This is a genomic window from Planktothrix sp. PCC 11201, from assembly GCF_900009135.1.
In the GTDB taxonomy this organism is placed as follows: Bacteria; Cyanobacteriota; Cyanobacteriia; order Cyanobacteriales; family Microcoleaceae; genus Planktothrix.
In genome coordinates this window covers 757022-778455 of sequence record NZ_LT797701.1, presented here as the reverse complement: position 1 = coordinate 778455, position 21434 = coordinate 757022, and the positions used below count along the sequence as shown (strand labels likewise).

The following is a 21434-nucleotide window of genomic DNA, read 5'->3' as shown; positions in this document are numbered from 1 at the left end:
ATCAAGAGTGCGCTGAAGCGCAACAACGGGCAACAACGCCATAATTTTAATCATTCAGGACTTGATAAATATTAATTAACTGTTGACGTCCATGTAATTGAACCCGACCAACATAACAGGTAGGAAACCTACTATCAATTTGTTTATGGGTTTCTTCATTAATTAATATCCGACAGATTCCTTGATTATAAAACGATTTATCATAACTTTCTAAGCGAGCCGCAATATTAACACTATCCCCTAAAGTTGTGTATTCCATTCGTTGAGAACTTCCTAAACTTCCGGTTACGACAATTCCGGTCGCAATCCCAATTCTCATAGAAATTATGGGTTGATTTTGTTGTTTCCAATGTTGATTTAGAGAGCGCAATTTTTCCCCCATTGCTAAAGCACAGGATACCGCCGATGTGGCATCTTGAGCAATTTCTTGATCGGAATTTCTAGGAATAGGAACTCCAAAAACCGCCATCACAGCATCCCCCATAAATTTATCCACAACTCCATCATGTTCAAACACAGTATTAGCCATAGCATTCATATATTCATTTAACCAACCCATTAACATAGCTGGTTCCATTTGTTCAGCAATGGTACTAAATCCTCTAATATCAGTAAATAGGACAGTAGCAATCATTTTCTGTCCCATGATTTGACCTTTTTCTAATAAATCCTCTCGATTTTGCCAAATTGTTTCGGCAATTTTAGGAGTCACATAACGTTGAAATAAAGTCATTACCATTTTCCGGTCTTGACGTTCAACATTAGCAATATAAGCTGTGACCACCATTCCCGAACTAACTAATGCTAATAGAGGAGAAATTAAGGGGAGCCACCATCCACTTAAAAAAGCCCAGTAGGAAATCAGAATTAAACTCCCGGTCGCTAAAATCAAACAATAGGCAGTCCAACGGGTTCCCCCATAAACCCAGCCTAAGCTACTTCCTAAAGTTGACCAAACAAATACCCAAAACCACTCCATTCGATCTGACCAAACATAAATTAAAGGCCGTCCATCTAAGGCGCTACTAATGATTTTACTGGCAATATTGGCATGAATAATCACCCCAGGAGTTCGATCGCTGATACTAAATAAATTACTGGTATAGGGAGTAAAAAATAAATCATTTAAACTTTGAGCAAAGGGGCCAATTAATACAATTTTATTTTTAAAAAAATCTGGAGGAATTTGATTATTTAAAACCTCCGTTATCGAAATTTTATTAAAATTATCCTGCGATCCTCGATAATTTAATAGGATTTGATACCCCTTATCATCAGCACGAACATAACCGCCATCATTTTTAGTAAATCTAATGAATTCGGCTTTTCCTAATTTCACCTGATGATTTGCCGTCATTTCCGGTGTCACTCCTTGAGCTTCTAAATACATCAGAGCAACCCGCGCCCCCAAATTAAGAATTGTAGGACTATTCGGGGGTTTTATGGATAATAATGCCCGACGAATTTTGCCATCGGCATCTAAAATTAAATCCGCAGCCCCCACTTGATCTTTCTCTTTTAAGATGGGTGGGGGTTCAATAGAAGCTCGATTTTGATCCTCAACAACTTTTTCTACACCAATTAAATTGGGAGTAGTTTTAAAAACAGTAACTAAGTCCTTATTCCCTGGTTCAACGGGTAAGTTTCTATAAATATCTAAGCCAATGGCAACGGGGTGTTGTTGCTTGATTTTCTTAATTAATTTTGCTAAAATAGCATCAGGAATTGGCCATTGTCCGAGCTTTTTTAAATCCGGTTCATCAATCGTAACAATAACGATTCGAGGGTCGGGAGCTTCCAGGGGTCGCCAACGGACAAATTGATCAAAAGTTGCCCAATCTAAAAGTTGTAAAAAACCTGTACTTTGCAAGGCAATGACTGAAGCGGTTATCAATGGACTTAACCATAAATAACGGAATAACTTCAGCCCTTGCCAAGAAACTCGCATTCTTAAAGTATGAAGTCTGAAGGCGGTTTTTTTTGATTTCATAACTTCATACTGCATGGGAGTTTAACCTTAATTAATGATCAAGGGTATTTACAAATGGTTGATTGGCAATCGTTTCTAAACCAACGGATTCCAAAAGTTGTTTCCATTCTTGAGTTAAATTGCTATCGGTTGGTTGAGTTTGACGCAATTTGGCTAAGGTGGTTAAACTCTCAAACCAAATCCCATTTTCAGCATAAATTTTAGCCTGTTCCAAGGGTTTAGCTTGTTGCAATTTTGCCTTTAAGCTGGCATCGGGTTCGGTTCTTTTGATTTCCCCAGTCACAAACACAACTTTAGGTTCGGTGGTATTTTCCGCACTACAAATTACCCCAAATGACCAACGATAGGTTTGACCAACTTTTAAGGGCGGGGTGTCTTTGGGAATTTCAATACTAACAATTCCCTGTTGATCAGAAATCGCCACATTGGTTTGGTAAATGTCGTTGTTGTTTTGATCTTTCAGACTAAAAGCGGCTTTGGTTGCCGGAATTGGGGGAACATAAAAAAAGAAGGTCGGAGTTGCTGCCACCGTCAACCCTTTAATATCCGTTTGTTTGCTATTCGGCTGAGTCGAAAAAGCCGGAACTAAAGCCATTAAGGGGGGGTTGATTCCCTGGGCAACATTAGGGCATTGACCGCGAGAACCTCCCCCGGCGGTGCGGCTGGGCATTCCTTCCCCGGCTGGGGGTTCAAAAGCCATACTGATTCGGATGCCCTCAGCACTGTTAGGCTGGGCGATAACAGACAGTTGGGGAACAAAAGCTCCTCCCACAAGGGTAAGGAGAGACAGGCTAATCCAATGTTGGTGCAAATGTTTCCGAGGCATAAAAGTATAAGTCTCCAAAGAATACCAATAAATCATGGAATCAGATTCAACGGGACTGGTCTGAGATGAATTTGTCCCGGGTGATGCACTAATATTTTAATTTTATCAAAAACCTATCTAAAAACCAGGATAGCAAACGCAATTAAATCTTTAATAACCTACGGTCAGAGTCACAAATTCACTGCCAATTTCCTACTAAAACAAAGGGAGCCCAATAATAGGGATCTTGATATTCAGGCTGCTGTAACAGTTTTAACTGGGCTTGGCGCAGGGCTTGGGATTTAGTGACTTGGGGCCGTATTAATTCTTGATAGAATTGTGCCATCAAGGAGGCGGTGGAGGTATCATTAACTTGCCATAAGGTCGCCAAGGTACTCCGCGCCCCCGAACGCACGGCTACCCCCGCTAACCCTAAAGCGGCTCGTTGATCTCCGGTGGCGGTTTCGCAGGCACTCAAAACCAGTAATTCCACAGGGTTTTGTTCTCCGGGTTGGCGACTACGAAGCAGATAATCTAAATCTTTAACATTAATTCGACTTTCCCAAGTTAATAAAAATGTATCTTCGGCTTTAGAACTAAATTGTCCATGGGTGGCTAAATGTACGATAGGAAAGGCGTTTTTTTGAATTTGTTGTTCAACGGCATCCCGGGTAAATTGTTGATTCAATAAAACTTTTGTGGGAATATTTTCCTGAATTTGTTGAATTTCCGAGGCAACCGCAGGTAAGGCGGAAAATCCTTGGCGAGCTTCACTTAATCCGACGGTTAAGGTTTGTAGTTGATTCGGTTTTAGGGAGCGAGAAGCCAGGAGTTGTAAACCGGGGGTTAGGGCTAGATTATAGTTTTCAACGAGATATTTTTTACCATCATATAGGGCAGCCATGGGGATATTCCGCAGGGAACCATCTAAGACAAAAACCAAGGTTTTAATCGAATTATTTTTGAGATCCTGTTCGGCTGAACGAATCAGCCATTCATAAACCTGTTGAGATAATTCTATCCGCTCTTTTGTGGAAAAAATCGGTTGGAAAGATAGTCGTAATTTCCGCAGGATATTTTCAACTTGTTCTTGAGGAATTGTGGTGGAATACTGTTGTAAGGGTTTACCAGGAATTGAGATAATTACTTCTAATCGATTCGCTAAAATAATCGGATAAATTACGGCGGCTTGGGAATCGATTTGATCAATTTGTTGGGGTTTAATTTTTTGATCTAAACAGGCTTCTTGGAAAAAGTTATCGAGTTCTGCGACCTGTAGGGATTCTATCAGTTCCCGGGCGATTTTCAGGTTTTCCTGGGTGGGAGATTGTAAAATTAAATCGACTAATTCTCGATAGACAGGTTCCACACTTTCCCGAAAGGAAAACTGCACATTTTGGTCAATGGATACTAGGTCTTTTCTCAGGGATTTTAGGTTATTAACGGCTTCTGTATAGGCGGTGATCGCTTCGTTTTTGTGATTTTGTTGTTTGAGCAGTCTTCCTAACTGCCATTGCCATTGATAGGCAATATCGGAGGCATTAATAGATTGGGCAATTAGCAATGCTTTTTCCGTTAACTCTTGGGCTTTTAAGGGTTGTTGATTTTGTTCATAAAACTTGCCCAAACTTCCTAATGCGTAGGATTCTGCTCGCAAATCCTGTAGATTTTTAGCATCTTGAATTGCCGTATTAATCAGGGCAATCACTTCAGAAAAATTACCCTCTGATTTTTTTTCAGCTTTGATTAAATAATTACTAAAATTAACTTTAGCATAAATTGAACTCCGACTGACGGGAACTTGTGGCAGAAAAGATTGAATTTGATTTGACAAAGTTTCAGCTTCCGTTTGTTTGTTTAAGTCAATCAGTAAACTATATTGATTAATTAGGGCTTGGATTTTTCCCGAGGCATCGGGAGCAATTTTGGTGGCATTTTGATAATAGTTTAAAGCCAGATCCAAATTATTTTGACTGCGATTAAGATTGGCTAAACTCAAATAAACTTGACTTAATAACTGCCAGTTATTTAAGGTTTTAGCTAATTCTAAACTTTGTTTTAAAACCTTTTCAGAAGTTGTTAAATCTCCCACCTGTTTTAAGGTATTTCCCAAACTCAATAAAGCCGTTGCTTTAATTAAAGAATCCGGTTGTGATTTTAGAGTTTCGTTGACTTCTGTTAAGGTTTTTAAAGATTGTCGATAAAGTCCTAAACTTTGTAAAGCAATTGATTGATTAATTTGATTGGTAATTTTTCCTAACCAATTTCCTGCTTCAGCATAGAGTTTAAAGGCTTGTTTCCAGGTTTTAATAGCTTGTTCAGGCTGTCCTGTTGTTAGTTGTAATTGACCTTGAATATCTAAGATTTGAGCTAGAATTAAAGGTTGTTTAGAAAAAGATGAATCCTGAATCAATCCCAAACTTTCTTCCAGGGTTTTTTCGGCTTTCTGCCATTGTCCTAATTGCTGAAAGACCAAAGAGAGGTTACTTAAAGCGATCGCTTGATTCACCCGATCTCCCTGTTGAGAAAAACCTAAAATTGCCCGTTGTAAAATTTCAGCCGCGTCAATATATTGTCCCTGATTGTAATATTGTTTTCCCTGTTGAAATAAAGCCGTTGTATCCTGGGTATTATTTTGAACAATAGTGTTATTTGTTGGCGGTTGAAAATTGCCCAAATTCAGGGTAAAATTATTGAATAATACAATGGGTAAAATTCCTAAACTCATTAAACCTTTATTTAACATAATTAACCTCTTTCTCTATTTCCCGTTCTCTGCTATACTACAATAATGAATTGATTCTAACAGGATCAGTTATTGTTTTTCTTTTCGTTATTGAAGTTTATATGGGGAAAAATGGCTAACTTATTAGTGACCGGGGTGGCGGGATTTATTGGATTTCACCTGTGTCAACGTTTGTTAGACCGAGGGGACACCATCATCGGAATTGATAATCTCAGTGATTATTATGATGTTTCTCTGAAACAAGCCCGTTTAGAACAGTTAAAAAACCGAACAGGATTTTCCTTTCAAAAACTAGATTTAGCGGATAGAGAGGGAATCAATCAGTTATTTGTTCAGGGAAATTTTGAACAAGTTGCCCATCTTGCTGCCCAAGCCGGGGTAAGATATTCTTTAAAAAATCCCTATGCTTATATTAATAGTAACCTAGTGGGGTTTATCAATATTTTAGAAGGGTGTCGCTATTCCCCAATTAAACATTTAGTTTATGCGTCTTCCAGTTCCGTTTATGGGGCAAATAAAAAAATACCGTTTTCAGTAGAAGATAATGTAGATTATCCGATTAGTTTATATGCAGCAACCAAAAAATCTAATGAATTAATCGCCCACAGCTACAGTCATTTATATCATATTCCGATGACAGGATTACGATTTTTCACTGTTTATGGGCCTTGGTATCGTCCTGATATGGCGATGTTTATTTTCACCAAAGCCATTCTCGAAGAAAAACCCATTGATGTGTTTAACTATGGCAAAATGCAGCGGGATTTTACCTATATTGACGATATCGTAGAAGGAGTAATTAGAACATTAGATAGAATTCCCCAATCCGGTGAAAACCCACATACAAACGCACCCTATAAACTTTATAATATCGGGAATAATCAACCGATTGAATTATTACATTTGATTGAAGTCTTAGAAACGGCATTGGGTAAACCCGCAATCAAAAATTTCATGCCCATTCAACCCGGAGATGTCCCTATAACCTATGCGGATGTCGATGCTTTAATTCAAGATATCAACTTTCAACCCAATACTTCTATAGAAGTCGGAGTCCAACGCTTTGTAGAATGGTATCGCTCCTATTATCAGGTTTAAGTCGAAAATTACTGTAGCGTTATTCGCGAGTATGCTGTTTTACCCAAAATGGCAAGATTTTTCACGAATAGTTGCAATACTTCAATATAGAATGCTATTATGGAAGTGCCTGCACTTTTCTATACTCTGGGAATAGTGCATAGAAAAAGATGCCAACTCTGAATGTCATTGCAAGGAACCTTTAAACCAAGTGACTACAATAATAGAGCGGGAAAACGAACTCCAAAAGATTCCAAAATCTTTGATAGATTTGTTTGAGCGTTGTTTTAACTCTAATGTTGTTGAAGCAGAAGATCATCAGTGCATAACAGAACTAGCTGCAAACCCTGGTGTGTATAGAAAAAAAATAAAAGAGGTTGAACCCTTTTTTAAGAAAAGAAATCGCTTACTAGCTCTTCAAACCGAGCTTTGCAGAAGTATCCGCCCTCTTAGAACAAAAAATATTCGTAAAATCAATAAAAAGCTTAAGCGTCAACTTGAAATACTGGTGGCTATTAATTTAATTTTGATAGAAATTGTTGAACAGTATTGGTGCGATCTTCCCTGTAAACAGAGAGAAAACTTTGAGGAACTAACTACCTCACTGGCATTACTTAAACCAGATATTTTAGTCGAAGGTTTGCTTAACGATAAGAAAAACTCTGGTTATTTACCTCCCTTTAAGAAAGTTTATTTTCATTTATTTAAAACTGCTTCAAAGTTTATAAATGCTGTGGTTAACGCTGATGATCCTGAAGACGAAAAGTTATTTTTAGATGATGGTCATTGTCGCGAATTTCTTAACTTTATAAATGAGGATGTTAAAAAAAATCATGATAATTTGGTTCCTTATACAGAGGAAATGAATTTGGAGTTGAATCAACTTCTTAAGGGGATTTAAGCAGATCAAACACTATGAACTTTCTACTTTGTAATGGGTGTAAAATCTACTTTCATCCCGCTTTTTTAGGATATTATAATGAATTAGTTTCTAGGGTAAAGAAGTTAGAATCAAAGCGAAACCCAGATGAATTTGCTAAACACCCGGAAGTCAAGTTGCTAAAATCATTAATAAGACTAATAACAGAGATCATTCCCGCAGATCCAACTGCCACCTATTTTCAACTACATGGTGATTTGTCTAATTATAAACGGGTGAAAAAGATGGGCCTAGAGAAGCGACATAGGTTATTTTTTAAGTATAATGAAGATGAAAAAGAAATTGTTATTTTATGGTTAGGGTTTCCTCGAAAACAAGGAGATAAAAAGGATTGCTATACGGTTTTTACTAAAATGGTTGAAAGTGGAAAGTTTCCAGATAGTTTTAAAGAACTTGTAGAAGATTCCTCTATTGGAAACTTTGAAGAATTTTGAAGAATAAAGATAGTGACGGTATTGTAAAAGCGGAAAACCGTACTTGATAGGTTGGTATATACAACCTAGAGGAGATTGCCAAGTTTGTTTACAATTCGTTACAATAGGTTTATAAAAGACCAGAGGTTGAATCTACTTCTGGATAATTAATAAGAGGTAGCCAACATGAATGGCTCTATTCGCGTCGGTAATTTATTCGGTATCCCATTTTATATTAACCTTTCTTGGTTTCTGATTCTGGGATTAATGACCCTCAGTTATGGGGGGAATTTGGGGTCTCAATTTCCCCAATTAGGTTTAGGACTGTCATTATTCCTCGGATTAATTGCCGCATTACTCCTATTTGCTTCGGTTTTAGCCCATGAATTAGGACATAGTTTTGTAGCAATCAAACAAGGAATTCAGGTTAAATCTATTACGTTATTTTTATTTGGGGGATTAGCCGGGTTAGACCAAGAAGCGAAAACACCCGCCGGGGCTTTTTGGATTGCCATTGCCGGGCCTTTAGTCAGTTTATTATTATTTTTGGGGTTGCATTTTATTGGCTCCTATTTGATAGTAACGGGTGCTTTAAGCTGTTGTGCATTTAAACTGTGATTATAGCATTACCTTTGTTTTTAAGTTTACGTCCCCATTTAATAGATAACTGTCCCTCATTTAAAAGCTGATGCAATAAACACTCTAGCTCATCAACTGATTTAAAGAGTCGATTAGCAATATATTCTTTAGCTGAATGCCAGACCAATTCAATTAAATTATAATCTGGACTATATTCTGGAAGAAATTCTAAATAGATATTCGGCATTTCTGCTTTGATTTTTTCTAGGTATTCTTCTTTTTTGTGAAAACTTGCATTATCAAGAATAATGACAATCTTGGCTCCTTTTTCTACAAATTCTTCTGCTTGATTTCCCGCTAATACCCACTCATGAATTAGCTCTTGATAAAAACTTTTTAACACTTGATAAAAATTATTTGCATTCCCTTTATCCAGAAATTCTACAAATCTTTTTTTGTCCGAGTACCTCAATCCTCCCATAACATTAACTTTTCCTTTTCTTCTGTCTCCTCTAATCTTTCTCCTCTTTCCTTTTTTACACCAGTTCTTTCTTTTTATTACTCTTAAATTAAATCCACTTTCATCCCAAAACCATACCTGTAATTGTTCTGGACTTTCTTTTGTTATTTTTAAATACTCTTCTATTTTATTTTTAAATAATTTCCTTTTTTCTGGATCTCTTTTCTCTTCCAAGCTATACTTTGCCCACAAGTAAACATACTTTTTTTTCTTTAATATCCTTCTCACTTGTGAACCACTTAATTTTATTTCTGTGATTTGTTCTAAATAAGTTGCCAATCTTTCTCCTGTCCATCTCCCAAATTCATATCCTAATTCTTCCGGTTCTTTTTCTACAGTTTCTAATAATATCTCTATATATTTATCTGTGGCTTTTCTATAATTTCCTTTCATTCTTTCATCTTTTAGGCTTTCTAACTTGTCCGGATCTCCATGTACACACCAATAACATACTTTATTTATTGAACATCCCAAAAAATTGGCAATTTCACTTTGTTTTTTACCATCATTTAGCAATAGTAGAATCAAGATTCTTTCTCTAATTTGTCCATTTTCTTCCTCTTTCAATCTTTTCTGTAGTTTCTCTACTTGCTTTTCATTTAAGTGATTTTTAGCAGGCATATTTTTATTGATTTTTCTAAACTTAGTTTTTCATTATACCCTATTTAGATGCTTAACAGCTTATCGGCTTTAGTAAATCTTTTAGCTTATGTTAATTTAGCCTTAGCGGTCTTTAATTTAATTCCTGGTTTACCCCTTGATGGTGGGAATATTCTCAAGGCGTTGGTTTGGAAAATTACCGGGAATCAATATCAGGGGACTATCTTTGCCAGTCGGGCGGGTCAAGGATTAGGTTTAATCGGAATTTCCTTGGGATTTTTACCTCTGTTAACCTCCGGTGGGTCTCCTAATTTCTGGACAATTTTGATTGGGTGGTTTGTATTTAGTAATGCCGGGATTTTAGCCAAAGATGCCAAGCTGCGGAATAAATTATCGGGTTTTACCGCCGAGGATGCTTTAGTGAATCAAAATTCCGTGGTTTCTCAAGACATTTCATTAAGAAACTTTGTCAATGATTATATTATTGGGAAACCTGCAATTCAACAATTTTTAGTCATCAATGAAGTAGGCAAATTAGTCGGTCAAATTAGCGGAGATGACCTTAAACTTATTCCCACCGCGCAATGGCCGTTAACTCATATTGAAACAGTCATGAAACCCGTTGAATTCACAACAATCATTGATGCTAAACAATCCCTATTAGAAGTCGTGAATTTACTGGAACAACAACAGTTAAATGAAGTCCCAGTTGTTCGGAATGGGGTGTTAGTGGGGTTTATTGAAAAAGCATCAATTCGTCGTCTGTTAGATGAATCTTTGCAAGCTAATCCCGCTTAGATATTAACCGATTTATCATCGTCATTGTAGGGGCGAGGTTTTCTCGCCCTTATATTTATCACCAATCATTTAGGATTGCTATAGGGATCTAAAGTAACCAAGTGCTATCAGAAAAATCCTCACCGGAAACGGGTTGAGATGTGGAAGAATAGGGACGACGGGCTAATGGATGGGCTTTGGGTTTTTCGATCGCTTTCGGGGGCAAAGGTAAAGGTTGAGCTTTGGGTTCCAAGGCTGTTTTCAACGATTCATTTTCTTGTTTTAGGGTTTTCAATTCCGCAATTAATTTAGAATTCACCTCAGATAATTGTAAGGCTGCATCTTGAGCTTTTTGTAATTTTCCTTTTAAATCCGCTTCTTGAATTTCAGTTTTCATCCGAGCAATAAATTGATTTCTGTCGTTTAATTCCGCTTGTAATTGTAATATTTTTTCTTGAAGCGATCGCTCTTGATTTTGAACCGTTTCTAAAGCCGATTTCAACTCAACAATTTTCTCCTCTAAGTCCGGTTGTATCACCGATGTTGTAGGTGAGGCGGTTGATTCAGTCACCACCACACTTTCATTCGGGACAATTTCCACTTCAGCCGTTGAACTTTTTTCCGTTTCCTGGCGTACCATATCGGAAAGACGTTTCCGCACCATCATTCTTCCCCTTGAATGAGTATTGATTTCCAAATCATAACCCTAATCTGCCCTTGAGAGACAATAAAAAAAGGAATCAGGAGAGACTTTAACATTCCCTGATTCCCCAAAATCTCAATAATATCTAAACTAGATTAAGGTTCAACAATAACCGGAGTTCCGACATCAACCTGTTCAAATAAGGCAACAACATCCTCATTTCGCATCCGCACACAGCCATGGGAAGCTGCCTGTCCGATGGAGTTTACCGTGGGGGTGCCATGGAATCCAATTGAATCTTTTCCATCTGTCCAGAAGCCAATCCAACGCAATCCCAAGGCTGTATTTGGCCCGGGAGAACGGACTTCTCCCGTCCAGGGATCTTGCCAAACCGGGTTTTCAATTTTTTGCATGACTTTAAAATTCCCGGTTGGGGTTTCCCATCCCTCTTTCCCCACTGCCACCGGATAACTGGCAATCACCTGTTCTCCTTGATAGAGATAAACCCGGCGCTGACCTAACCGTAAAATTACACGCTTGGGCTGTTCTAAGGAGGGCAAAAACAAGCCCGGGTTATCCAAGGGGGGAACCATGGGGTTGAGGGACTGACTCGGAATAATCGGCATGGGGGTAGAGGAAGCCGCACTCAGGGTTTCCGTGGCAGGGGCGGTTTGGGCGGTACCGGGTTGCTGTCCCCCTAAAAATAACGTGGCTATTGCGATACCAGCGCTAATCAAATATTGAGATAAACTTTGAGCGCTGACTTTGATGGTCATATTTGACTCCTCACTTAGAAATAATATTTAGTATTTACAAAATACGACTGGGTAAAAATCAAACTGTTCCTTAATTGAAAAGTATCATAGCAGGGCAGCAGCGAGTTACTGCCCCGGTTTTCTATTTACTTTTTCTTTTGCAATTCCTTTAAGGCAGCTTGGGCTTTTTGCACCCCTTCAGTATTTCCTTGTTGTTGATAAAGTTCCAGGGCTTTTTGGAAAAATGTGATCGCCTGTGACTCCCGACTTCCCCGACCTTTGAGGGCCATTCCCATATTAAAGTGGGCTCCGGCATCCTCGGGATTATTTTCAATCACCCGACGATAACTAATAATTGCCCCGACATAATCTTCTTTCGCCAGTTGAATTTCCCCTAGGGCTGCATTGGCTGCCATCAGGGTCGGTTTTAAGGCTAAAGCCCGTTCATAGGCTTGGCTGGCGGCTTCAAAGTTCTGTTCCACCTTGAAAATTTCACCGATTTGGAATTGCACATCGCCATCCCGGGGGGCGAGTTGGGCGGCTTTTTCAAAGGCTGCAATTCCGCCATTGCGATCGCCATATTTGAGTAAAGCGGCCCCCAATTTAATCTGGATACTGGCTTCATTCGGGGCTAACATCTCCGCCTGTTGTAGCACTTCTAAAGCCTTCATCACATTCTCTTGCTTCAGAAACGCCATGCCCATGGCGGAATAGGCTTGCCAATTCCTCGGATCAACGGTCAGGAGGGTTTGATAGGCTCGGATTGCCCCGGCATAGTCCCCTTTGCGAAATAGGGTGGCTGCTAATCCCTGGTGAGCTTGGATATTGTCTCGTTTGAGCATTGTGGCTCGACGATAGGCGTCCGCCGCCGCATCATATTGTTGTAAATTGGCGAGGGTAAACCCTAAACCGTACTGAAAATCAGCATTATTGGGTTCTAGGATTAAGGCGTTTTGATAATATTGGGCTGCTACTTGGAAGTTACCGCGTAATGCTTCTAGGTAGGCAATCCCAGAATAAATTTTCGGGTTTCTAGGATCTAAAGTAACGGCCTGGGTATAGATGCTAATGGCATTTTCCACATCTCCCGAATCCACCAACTTCCGACCCTGTTCTAACAAATCATTAAGCTGTTTGTTAGCTTGGGGGTTGGCTTGAGCTACAATTTCCGTAGCTTGAGCAATTTGGGGTGTACTTATGGCAATCACAGCCATAAATACACTACTGATTAATAATTGAGTTCGATTTGACACGGCCTATTTTGTGTGAGAAGTTGAGCGAGTTGTCACAGGAGTTCCTAACCGATGGTTAGGGGTGAAATTGATACTGACATACTTCGGGCCATTTGTGAAGCTATCCGGTTGATCGGATTTCCCCATTCGTAATTCGTAATTCCTTTTATTTAATTATTTATATGCGATCGCCCCAACCCCGCAAACAATTCGCTCAACATTGGTTACGCAGTGAAAAAGCCCTGAGTAAAATTGTTAAATCTGCCCTATTATCCCCATCGGATTGTCTCTTGGAAATTGGCCCAGGAACTGGGATTTTAACCACGCAATTATTATCGGTAGCTCGGTCGGTTGTGGCGGTGGAAATTGATCGGGATTTATCTCAAAATCTAGTTAAAAGATTCGGTAATCGGGATAATTTTTTATTACTAGAAGGGGATATTTTGACCTTAGATATTCAGGGTCAACTCCAGGGTTTTCCTAAGTTTCAAAATCCGAATAAAGTCGTTGCCAATATTCCCTATAATATTACTGGGCCGATTGTTGAACAATTGTTAGGAACGATTTCTGAGCCTAATCCTCACCCTTATGAATTAATTGTCCTGTTAGTTCAAAAAGAAGTCGCCCAACGAATCACGGCCAATGCTGGGTCTAAAACCTTTGGGGCGTTGTCGGTGCGAGTCCAATATTTGGCTAACTGTGAATATATCTGTGATGTCCCCGCCAAGGCCTTTTATCCAGCCCCAAAAGTCGATTCTGCGGTGTTGCGTTTAAGTCCCCGTGCCATTGCCCATCCCGCCACCAACCCCCAATATTTGGAAACCTTACTCAAATTAGGATTTTCCAGTAAACGAAAAATGTTAAGAAATAATTTACAAAGTGTGATCAGTCGAGATCAATTAACCCAATTACTGGAACAATTAGAGATTAACCCCCAAGTTCGCGCCGAAGACCTCAGCGTTGAACAATGGGTTAATTTAGCTAACTTGATGGAAATAACGGATTTAGTCACTGATTAAAAACAGTCTATCTATTTCCTTCCCCCCTGTAGAGACGTGCCACGGCGCGTCTATCTATCCTAATTCCGAATAAAAATGCGTTCCTATTCTTTAATTGCTCCGGCAAAAATCAACCTTTACTTAGAGATTATAGGCGATCGCCCCGACGGATATCACGAACTGGCGATGGTGTTACAAAGTATCAGTTTAGCTGATCAAATTGATATTCAATCGATTGGAATTGACACCATTAGTGTCCGTTGTGATCATGCAGAAGTTCCTAATGATCACACCAATTTAGCCTATCGAGCGGCGGCGTTATTAGCTAAACAATTCCCCGAGGCTATGGCACAATTTGGGGGAGTAGAAATTAACATCAAAAAAAATATTCCCATTGCCGCAGGGTTAGCCGGAGGTTCCACCGATGCAGCGGCGGTTTTAGTAGGTTTAGATCTGATGTGGCAATTGGGCTTAACTCAAAGCGAATTAGAAGTATTAGGGGCTCAAATTGGTTCCGATGTTCCCTTTTGTATTCAAGGAGGAACAGCCTTAGCTACCGGACGGGGGGAAGAACTTTCTCCCCTGAAAAATTTAGATCATTTGTATGTGGTTTTAGCCAAATATCGGAACTTGGGAATTTCTACGATTTGGGCCTATAAAACCTATCGTCAACAGTTTAGCCAGACCTATATTTCCCAAGCTGAAGATTTAGAAACTCGTCAACACCGAGTCCATTCGGGGCCAATGGTTTCTGCCATTATGCACGGAAATGGCGCGGAAATTGGTAAATTACTGCACAATGATTTAGAGAAAGTTGCCTTACCCGAACATCCCCAAGTCCTGGAACTGCGACAAGCCTTTGAGTCCCAGGGGGTTCTGGGAACCATGATGTCCGGTTCCGGGCCAACGGTTTTCGCCTTAACCGAATCTGAAGCCGAAGCATTACGGGTTTTAGAAGCAGTTAAAACCCAAATAGCTAACCCGGAATTAGAGTTTTGGACTGCAAAATTTGTCTCCACTGGTATTCGTTTAGCCCAATTATAAACCATGACTCAAAATACTCCTAAAACCTCCGAAATTTCCTCAAAAACGGATTCAGTTAATTTATTCCGTTGTATTAGTAATGCGGGGATTTATGCCGCCATTGCCTTCGGTCTTTATAATTTAACCCATAATATTTCTGGAAAGTTTGCAGCCAAACCTATCCATTCTGAGAATTTTACCGTGATCCAAATGTCAGCAGCCGTTAGGACTCTGGTGGTTGGTGTATTGACGATGGGAACGGTTTTATTTTCTTTCCTGGCCGTAGGATTAATCGGATTAGCTTTTTACGTTAGTATTCAACGGTTAATTAAACCTAAGATTCCTTCCTCTAATGGTTGAAAAATAGTATAGAAGGGAACAGGGAATAGGGAATAAGATTATCGACAACTGAGTGCGGCTTTTGGATAAGCAATCCGTTTATGATTAACTTGTTCCCAAACCCGCACAAAGATTTCAGCAATTTTTGCCATTTCTGCCCGGGTTAAACCCGAATCAATTAATTGATTATCTTGCCATCGAGCCTTTAATATTTTATTCACCATATTTAATGCTTCTTCGTGGGTGGCATCTTTGAGCGATCGCAATGCCGCCTCACAGGAATCTGCTAACATGACAATACCCGTTTCTTTCGATTGGGGAATCGGCCCATCATAGCGAAAATCATCTTCCCGGACTTCCAATTCAGGATTTTCTTTAGCCAGTTGTTGGGCGTGATAATAGAAATAGGCAATCTGCATACTGCCTTGATGTTCAGGAATAAACGCTTGAATTGCTTTGGGTAAACGATATTTTTTCGCCATTACTAACCCCTCACTAACGTGCTTTTTAATAATTTTGGCACTTTTCCAAGGGTCATCAATCGTATCATGTTTATTCGTTCCCCCCATTTGATTTTCAATAAATCCTAAAGGGTCGTGCATTTTTCCAATATCATGATATAAAGTTCCCGTTCTGACCAATTCCACATTACAGCCCAATTCTTGAGCGGCGGCTTCGGCTAAAGTTGCCACAAACATTGTATGTTGAAACGTTCCAGGCGCTACGGTCGCTAATTTTTTTAATAACGGTCGATTGGGATTTGCTAACTCCGCTAATCGAATCGGGGTAATTAAATCAAACAGATGTTCTAAATAGGGACTTAACCCCAAGGCAACAATACTCCAAGCCACTCCTTCTAATACTTGTAATCCCACAATCTTGAGCATGATATACCAAATTGATCCGGCCGTGGCACTCGCCATCAAATTAAAAATTAAGTAAACAGCACCTTGAGCAATTCCCACCTCTAATCCTAGTAACGCTAATTCTTCTCGACTCCGAGATTGTCCCGCCAAAAGACTTCCGACTAATCCCCCTACAACACTTGCTAACAAATGAAAGCTATCAATTTCCATCCCAATCGGCAATAAAATTGAAAGTAAACCCACAACCGTTACCCCCACAGCCGAGCCATAAAAACTGCCCACCAATAACCCCACCGCAGGTAAATTAATCAGAGGTAATTTCAACAAAATAATAATCGGCGTACTCAGGGTTAGCAGTAATAATAAAAGCCGATCTCGACGACGTAAGCCCCGATGAAATCTCCACTCAACCAATAAAACAATTCCAACTCCGGCACTAACTAACCCCACTAACTTAATTAATCCTTTTGAATTAATTCCCCGTTCACTCAAACCAAAATAATCCAGTAAGACAAAATCCCGTTGAGTAATTTTTTGTCCTTTGTTAACAATAACTTCTCCCTTATTAATATTGACTAAAACAGGTTCAATTTTTTGTGCAACCAACTCTGCTCGACGACGGGTGGCTTCGGGATCTTTAACTAAATTTGCTTTCAAAACTTGATCTAACAAATTAGTCGCAAATAATTGAGTTTCTAAAGGAATCGTATATTTAACATGGACTTCAATGGCTTTTTTCAGAATTTCATCGGGTACGCCAGGAGCAATCCCCTGGGCTAACATCTCCTCGGTAATTTGAGCAATTCCTTGTTGGGTTTGTAACCAAATTTGCTCAGACCAGCTAAAGATGGACTCACTATAAAAGACTGTTTGATCAATAGAGGATTCCTGAGAAAAGGCATTTAATGATGCGGCATATTGCCAACGGGCTTGGGTCACATCGGATAATAATTGTGAAAATTCAACCGGGGTGGTTCCCTGACGGTAAGCCTGTAATTGTGTGAGGGTGTGTTGGCGAATTTCGACTAAATTGGCTTCTTGCCAATCGGTAAATTTTGTCGGGTTTTTTTTATTTGGAGTTTTTGGTGGGGTAGTTGAGGGAATTTGTACACTCACCTGTTCAACTTGGGCGATTAAATCTTGCCATTCTCGTTCTGGAACCCCGCGCAAGTAATGCTGAACTTCCGTGGATAAAATTCCCGTATTCACAAATGGAAAAGGTTCGGCGATATTGCGGATAGATGTCCCCTGGGCTAATACCTTTTGAATGGTTTGCTCAATATCTTGATTAACGGCACCGTCAATCACTAAAACGGGAATGGCACCAATTTCAGAGGCTTTGCGTTTTTCATCGGTGGTTTTCAGGTCAGGAACACTGGCATCCCAGGGGGCGTTAATGGTTTCCTCGGCAATGCGACCGACATCTAATTTGGGTTGGTTGTAAAATCGAACGCCGATAACGCTGGTTAGGGAAACCACACTCACCAGAAAAAAGCTTGGACTGGTGAGGGAACTAAATTTTTTTTTGACTTTTCGGGGTTGACGATTTAACAATGAAGGGTTGGAACCAGATAGCTTCGTGGGTGAAGGCTGTGTAGGAGGCGAGGCGAAATGGGCGCGGCGACAAAGCCGTTCAATCTGTTGCGTCAGACTATGGAGCGTATTCATCTGCTTGGAAACTAGATCAAGGGGTTTAGCAGCCGTTTGAATTTAATTGTATAGTATTGCTTTGAGTTTTTAAGGAAAGCCAGTGACCATTGGTTTGAAAGGGCGATATATCCCTGACCAAAGGGCAAACAGATTCTGAGCCAACTGTAGCAGTTCTTCCTGGGTGGGGTTGAGTTTTACAGGATTATTTTCGGTTTCTGGAGCAGTTGAAGGCCAAATAGAGTGGTCTTGAAACTCCAAACGCCATTTGACTGGAATTGCGATTAAGCCCTGATAGGCACCGGATAAAGCCCCACTAATGGCTGCGGTGATTTCAGGGTGGTATCTGGTTTGTAGCGATCTCAAAACCGTTAAAGAATAGTCTTCTGGGGTGCTGAGGAAACAATAGAAGCCCAGGGCTAAGGCCGTCCAATTCTGTGGATCAAAATCGGTCGGAATAGTCGGTTGAGGAGAACGACTCAGTTTTGGGGTCTGGGTCAGTTGACGAACGGCCGTTTCCAAGCTGGCTTTTTGCTGTAGGAGGGTTTGAACTTGGTCTAATTGAGCCGTTAAAGCGGATTCGGTAGGTAACAGCTTTAACAAATTGGGAATGAGTTGGGGGAGTTCTGGATTTTGAGTTAGGGTCTGTGCGATCGCAACCGCCATGACCAAAACCCCATCCCAGACACTGGCAAACTGTTCCGGGCTATTCGATCTTAACTTTTGTAAGCAACTCAAATTATCGTGAAAAAATAGGGCTAGTGGAAAGCCAACAATAGCCACCTCACTGCCTGAATTTAACCCCTGGGGCAATGTGATCGCGGGTTTTTGAGATATTTCCCATTTTAGAGGTTCTTCCCTCTGGTTCGTTACTAACGACCAGTAATCAAGGGGATGAAATCCCTGATGTTGAATTAAGCTTTGAGCGAGTCCGGGAATCAGTCCCCCCCCATTTAGGGACGAACCGGGAGATCGGGTTTCAGACCTGAGTTTCATCAGTTGACCCAACCGATAACCAAGGACTATTCCTAGAAAAGACCCTTGAAATTGGCCAGATAGTGAATAGGGTTTCATGGAGAGGATTCTAAAGGTTTTTGCCCCTGCAAATGATGAACCAAAGCCTGTAGTCCCAAGCGGTAACTTTCTGCTCCAAATCCACTAATTTGTCCAATCGCCACTGCTGCAATGAAAGAATGATGCCGGAACGCTTCTCGACGGTAAATATTGCTTAGATGTACTTCAACGGTCGGAATTCCGACTCCTGAGATAGCATCTCGCAGGGCAATACTGGTGTGAGTATAGGCTCCGGCATTAATTAACAAGCCCTGGTGTTGCCCGAATGCGGAGTGTATTGCATCCACCAAAACCCCTTCGTGGTTAGACTGGATGATCGAGAGTTTAACCAGGAGTAACTGAGCTTCCTGTTCCAACAATCGATTAATTCCTTCTAACGTTGTTTTCCCGTAAATTTCGGGTTCTCGCTGACCCAAGAGATTCAGATTGGGGCCATGCAATACTAAAAGACTTAGCAACGGAGTAACCTTAATCAAATGTTAAATTAACTACCTCCGACGGCGGGGCTCATCCACGGGTACAGGAATTGGCTCTGCTTCGGGTTGAGTCGCCGGGCCCAATAGGGCATCAATAAGCTCCCGCGCCCATTCTTTTAACTTTTCCAGTATTCTATCAATGTATTCCATTGAACAAAAAGCTCCTCGCTGTAAACTAGCTACGCAACTGGACTGGGGGTTAAGGTCAACCGAATGGTTAGCCCAATCACCGCATAAAGCTGAAAACCAAGGCTTGCTATGGGTTAGCAAGTTTTATCCTTAACAGATATCTCCTCTATATTTCCTATTCTATTATATTACTCCGATTCTGGCTTAAAATTCTATAAAAGTTTCTAAAATTTTAAGCATTTGGTAATAGAACATCCTAGAATAATCTCTTTAATTTAGGGGATTTTTACAGCCCTAACCATCTCCTAGAGCCAGGGCATTTAGGATTAATTGAAAATTGGTTTGATCAGGGTCGCTAATCCGCAACTGCCTGACTCAAACAAACCTAGAGAGACACTGTACTAGCTTCATCTTAACAATTTTGGCAATTATGATTAGGCATGATATTGAACAATACCACCTCCAGCATAACGAATCTTTACAAATTTAGGCAATAGCTTGACAATTTCTTGTTTCCCCCAACCATTCATTAACCCTTACCGATCAGATGACGACGCAGAAGGTCGAGGGCCGTACTGCTACTGACCCGCCGTATCCAGTCCCGACTCCGTTTTTCCCCAAAACGACATTCCAGACTCTCTACCTGGCCCTGGGGCGTCGCTAAACCAATGTAAACCAGTCCGACGGGTTTGGTCGCTGTCCCTCCCCCTGGCCCGGCAATCCCGGTAATACTTAAACCCCAAGTGGTTTGTAGGAGATTTTTTACACCGATGGCCATTTGTTCGGCGACGACCGCACTCACGGCCCCGTGTTCGGCTAAATCATCGGGGTTGACCTGGAGGACAGCAGCCTTCACCCGATTATTATAGGCAATTACACCGCCTAGAAAATATTCAGAACTGCCGGGAATTTGGGTCAGGATGTGTCCTAAACCTCCTCCAGTACAGGATTCTGCCACACTCAAGGTGGCTTGATGTTGTTGCAATAATTCCCCCACCACCGAGGCTAGGGTTTGATCATTTGCCCCATAACAATCGAGTCCAGAAATTTCTCGGAGTTGGGTTTCAATGGGGGTAATTAATTGTTGAGCAATTTCTGGAGAGTCTGCCCGGGCGGAAATTCTTAATTTCACCTCTCCATGATTAGCATAGGGGGCAACGGTGGGATTTTTTAGATCTAGGAAATCAGCGGCTTTTTCGGCCAAAGTGGATTCGGCTATGCCCCAAAATTTTAGGGTACAACTTTGAATAATTCCTTGACACCAACCCTGATTTTTTAGATAGGGAATTGCCACATCTGACCACATTTGATATAGTTCGGCGGGAACTCCGGGAAAGGTTAAAATTGTCAGCCCATCTCCCCTGGGTTTCCAGATAATTCCCGGTGCAGTTCCAGTTAAGTTAGCCAGAATTTCTGCCCCTTGAGGAATTAGGGCTTGTTTGCGATTACTCGCCGACATTACCCTTCCCCGTTGACTAAATTTTTGAGTGATATCTTCAATAATTTCCGATCTTTCTATCAGGGGAAATCCAAAAAAATCAGCGATGGTTTCAACGGTTAAATCATCAGGAGTCGGCCCTAAACCTCCGGTAAAAATCAATAATTGAGAGCGTTCAGATGCGATCGCAATTACTTTTTTTAGGCGTTCTCGATTATCTCCGACGACACTTTGATAATAATGGGGAATGCCTAATTGAGCCAATTGTTGCCCTAAAAACTGAGCATTGCTATTGAGAATATCACCCAAAAGCAATTCCGTACCGACACAAATAATTTCAGCAACCATATTTTCTCTAAAAATTGTA

The 21434-nt window shown here is 40.5% G+C and carries 19 protein-coding genes and 1 pseudogene; 8 read left to right on the top strand and 12 right to left on the bottom strand.

Annotated features, from left to right (window positions below):
• Positions 1-46: 46 nt before the first annotated feature.
• From PL11201_RS13625 to PL11201_RS13615, 3 genes are all read right to left on the bottom strand, one after another.
• Positions 47-1990: a CHASE2 domain-containing protein gene (locus PL11201_RS13625; RefSeq protein WP_234996692.1), complete on the bottom strand. Its 1944-nt coding sequence runs from the start codon at positions 1988-1990 to the stop codon at positions 47-49.
• Positions 1991-2021: 31 nt separating this feature from the next.
• The gene (locus tag PL11201_RS13620; RefSeq protein ID WP_234996691.1) at positions 2022-2852 is read right to left on the bottom strand and encodes a DUF928 domain-containing protein; all 831 of its coding nucleotides are present in this window, start codon (positions 2850-2852) and stop codon (positions 2022-2024) included.
• Between the two features lie 142 nt (positions 2853-2994).
• The gene (locus PL11201_RS13615) at positions 2995-5541 is read right to left on the bottom strand and encodes a CHAT domain-containing protein (protein WP_079679387.1); all 2547 of its coding nucleotides are present in this window, start codon (positions 5539-5541) and stop codon (positions 2995-2997) included.
• 111 nt (positions 5542-5652) lie between these two features.
• Between PL11201_RS13615 and PL11201_RS13610 the strand changes: the two genes are divergently transcribed.
• The 4 genes and pseudogenes from PL11201_RS13610 to PL11201_RS13595 all read left to right on the top strand — a co-directional run.
• Complete coding sequence (locus tag PL11201_RS13610) at positions 5653-6639, top strand: NAD-dependent epimerase (RefSeq protein ID WP_079679385.1); 987 nt, start codon at positions 5653-5655, stop codon at positions 6637-6639.
• Positions 6640-6829: 190 nt separating this feature from the next.
• Positions 6830-7519: a hypothetical protein gene (locus PL11201_RS13605; protein WP_079679383.1), complete on the top strand. Its 690-nt coding sequence runs from the start codon at positions 6830-6832 to the stop codon at positions 7517-7519.
• A gap of 14 nt (positions 7520-7533) precedes the next feature.
• The gene (locus tag PL11201_RS13600) at positions 7534-7992 is read left to right on the top strand and encodes a type II toxin-antitoxin system YhaV family toxin (protein WP_079679381.1); all 459 of its coding nucleotides are present in this window, start codon (positions 7534-7536) and stop codon (positions 7990-7992) included.
• A 165-nt stretch (positions 7993-8157) separates the two neighbouring features.
• Positions 8158-8568: pseudogene (locus tag PL11201_RS13595) on the top strand (M50 family metallopeptidase); the annotation flags it as partial.
• A gap of 10 nt (positions 8569-8578) precedes the next feature.
• On the opposite strand, the gene PL11201_RS13590 reads toward PL11201_RS13595, so the two are convergent.
• A complete protein-coding gene (locus PL11201_RS13590; RefSeq protein ID WP_079678737.1) occupies positions 8579-9691 on the bottom strand; it encodes an IS630 family transposase in 1113 nt (370 codons plus the stop codon).
• A 48-nt stretch (positions 9692-9739) separates the two neighbouring features.
• On the opposite strand from PL11201_RS13590, the gene PL11201_RS13585 reads away from it, so the two are divergent.
• Entirely contained in the window at positions 9740-10468 is a 729-nt protein-coding gene (locus PL11201_RS13585) for a site-2 protease family protein (protein WP_079679378.1), read from the top strand.
• A gap of 88 nt (positions 10469-10556) precedes the next feature.
• Here the strand turns inward: PL11201_RS13585 and PL11201_RS13580 are convergent, their stop codons facing one another.
• The 3 genes from PL11201_RS13580 to PL11201_RS13570 form a co-directional block, all read right to left on the bottom strand.
• Complete coding sequence (locus PL11201_RS13580; RefSeq protein WP_144017752.1) at positions 10557-11114, bottom strand: hypothetical protein; 558 nt, start codon at positions 11112-11114, stop codon at positions 10557-10559.
• A 131-nt stretch (positions 11115-11245) separates the two neighbouring features.
• The gene (locus PL11201_RS13575) at positions 11246-11866 is read right to left on the bottom strand and encodes a L,D-transpeptidase (protein WP_079679375.1); all 621 of its coding nucleotides are present in this window, start codon (positions 11864-11866) and stop codon (positions 11246-11248) included.
• Between the two features lie 125 nt (positions 11867-11991).
• Complete coding sequence (locus PL11201_RS13570) at positions 11992-13098, bottom strand: tetratricopeptide repeat protein (protein WP_144017751.1); 1107 nt, start codon at positions 13096-13098, stop codon at positions 11992-11994.
• Positions 13099-13259: 161 nt separating this feature from the next.
• On the opposite strand from PL11201_RS13570, the gene rsmA reads away from it, so the two are divergent.
• The 3 genes from rsmA to PL11201_RS13555 all read left to right on the top strand — a co-directional run bounded on the left by rsmA (position 13260) and on the right by PL11201_RS13555 (position 15458).
• Positions 13260-14096, top strand: coding sequence for a 16S rRNA (adenine(1518)-N(6)/adenine(1519)-N(6))-dimethyltransferase RsmA (gene rsmA / locus PL11201_RS13565; protein ID WP_079679372.1), 837 nt, complete (start codon positions 13260-13262; stop codon positions 14094-14096).
• Positions 14097-14171: 75 nt separating this feature from the next.
• Positions 14172-15119 carry a 4-(cytidine 5'-diphospho)-2-C-methyl-D-erythritol kinase gene (gene ispE / locus PL11201_RS13560; RefSeq protein WP_079679370.1) on the top strand — a complete coding sequence of 316 codons (948 nt, stop codon included), beginning with the start codon at positions 14172-14174 and terminating at the stop codon, positions 15117-15119.
• Between the two features lie 3 nt (positions 15120-15122).
• Entirely contained in the window at positions 15123-15458 is a 336-nt protein-coding gene (locus PL11201_RS13555) for a DUF3082 domain-containing protein (protein ID WP_079679368.1), read from the top strand.
• A gap of 38 nt (positions 15459-15496) precedes the next feature.
• On the opposite strand, the gene PL11201_RS13550 is transcribed toward PL11201_RS13555, so the two are convergent.
• From PL11201_RS13550 to PL11201_RS13530, 5 genes are all read right to left on the bottom strand, one after another.
• A complete protein-coding gene (locus PL11201_RS13550; RefSeq protein ID WP_079679366.1) occupies positions 15497-17971 on the bottom strand; it encodes an HD family phosphohydrolase in 2475 nt (824 codons plus the stop codon).
• Between the two features lie 69 nt (positions 17972-18040).
• Positions 18041-18946: an ADP-ribosylglycohydrolase family protein gene (locus PL11201_RS13545; protein ID WP_159451541.1), complete on the bottom strand. Its 906-nt coding sequence runs from the start codon at positions 18944-18946 to the stop codon at positions 18041-18043.
• A 74-nt stretch (positions 18947-19020) separates the two neighbouring features.
• Positions 19021-19482: a type II 3-dehydroquinate dehydratase gene (aroQ, locus tag PL11201_RS13540; protein WP_079679362.1), complete on the bottom strand. Its 462-nt coding sequence runs from the start codon at positions 19480-19482 to the stop codon at positions 19021-19023.
• Between the two features lie 30 nt (positions 19483-19512).
• Positions 19513-19650 carry a hypothetical protein gene (locus PL11201_RS26810; RefSeq protein ID WP_197046423.1) on the bottom strand — a complete coding sequence of 46 codons (138 nt, stop codon included), beginning with the start codon at positions 19648-19650 and terminating at the stop codon, positions 19513-19515.
• 508 nt (positions 19651-20158) lie between these two features.
• A complete protein-coding gene (locus tag PL11201_RS13530) occupies positions 20159-21415 on the bottom strand; it encodes a competence/damage-inducible protein A (RefSeq protein ID WP_079679360.1) in 1257 nt (418 codons plus the stop codon).
• Positions 21416-21434 lie beyond the last annotated feature (19 nt).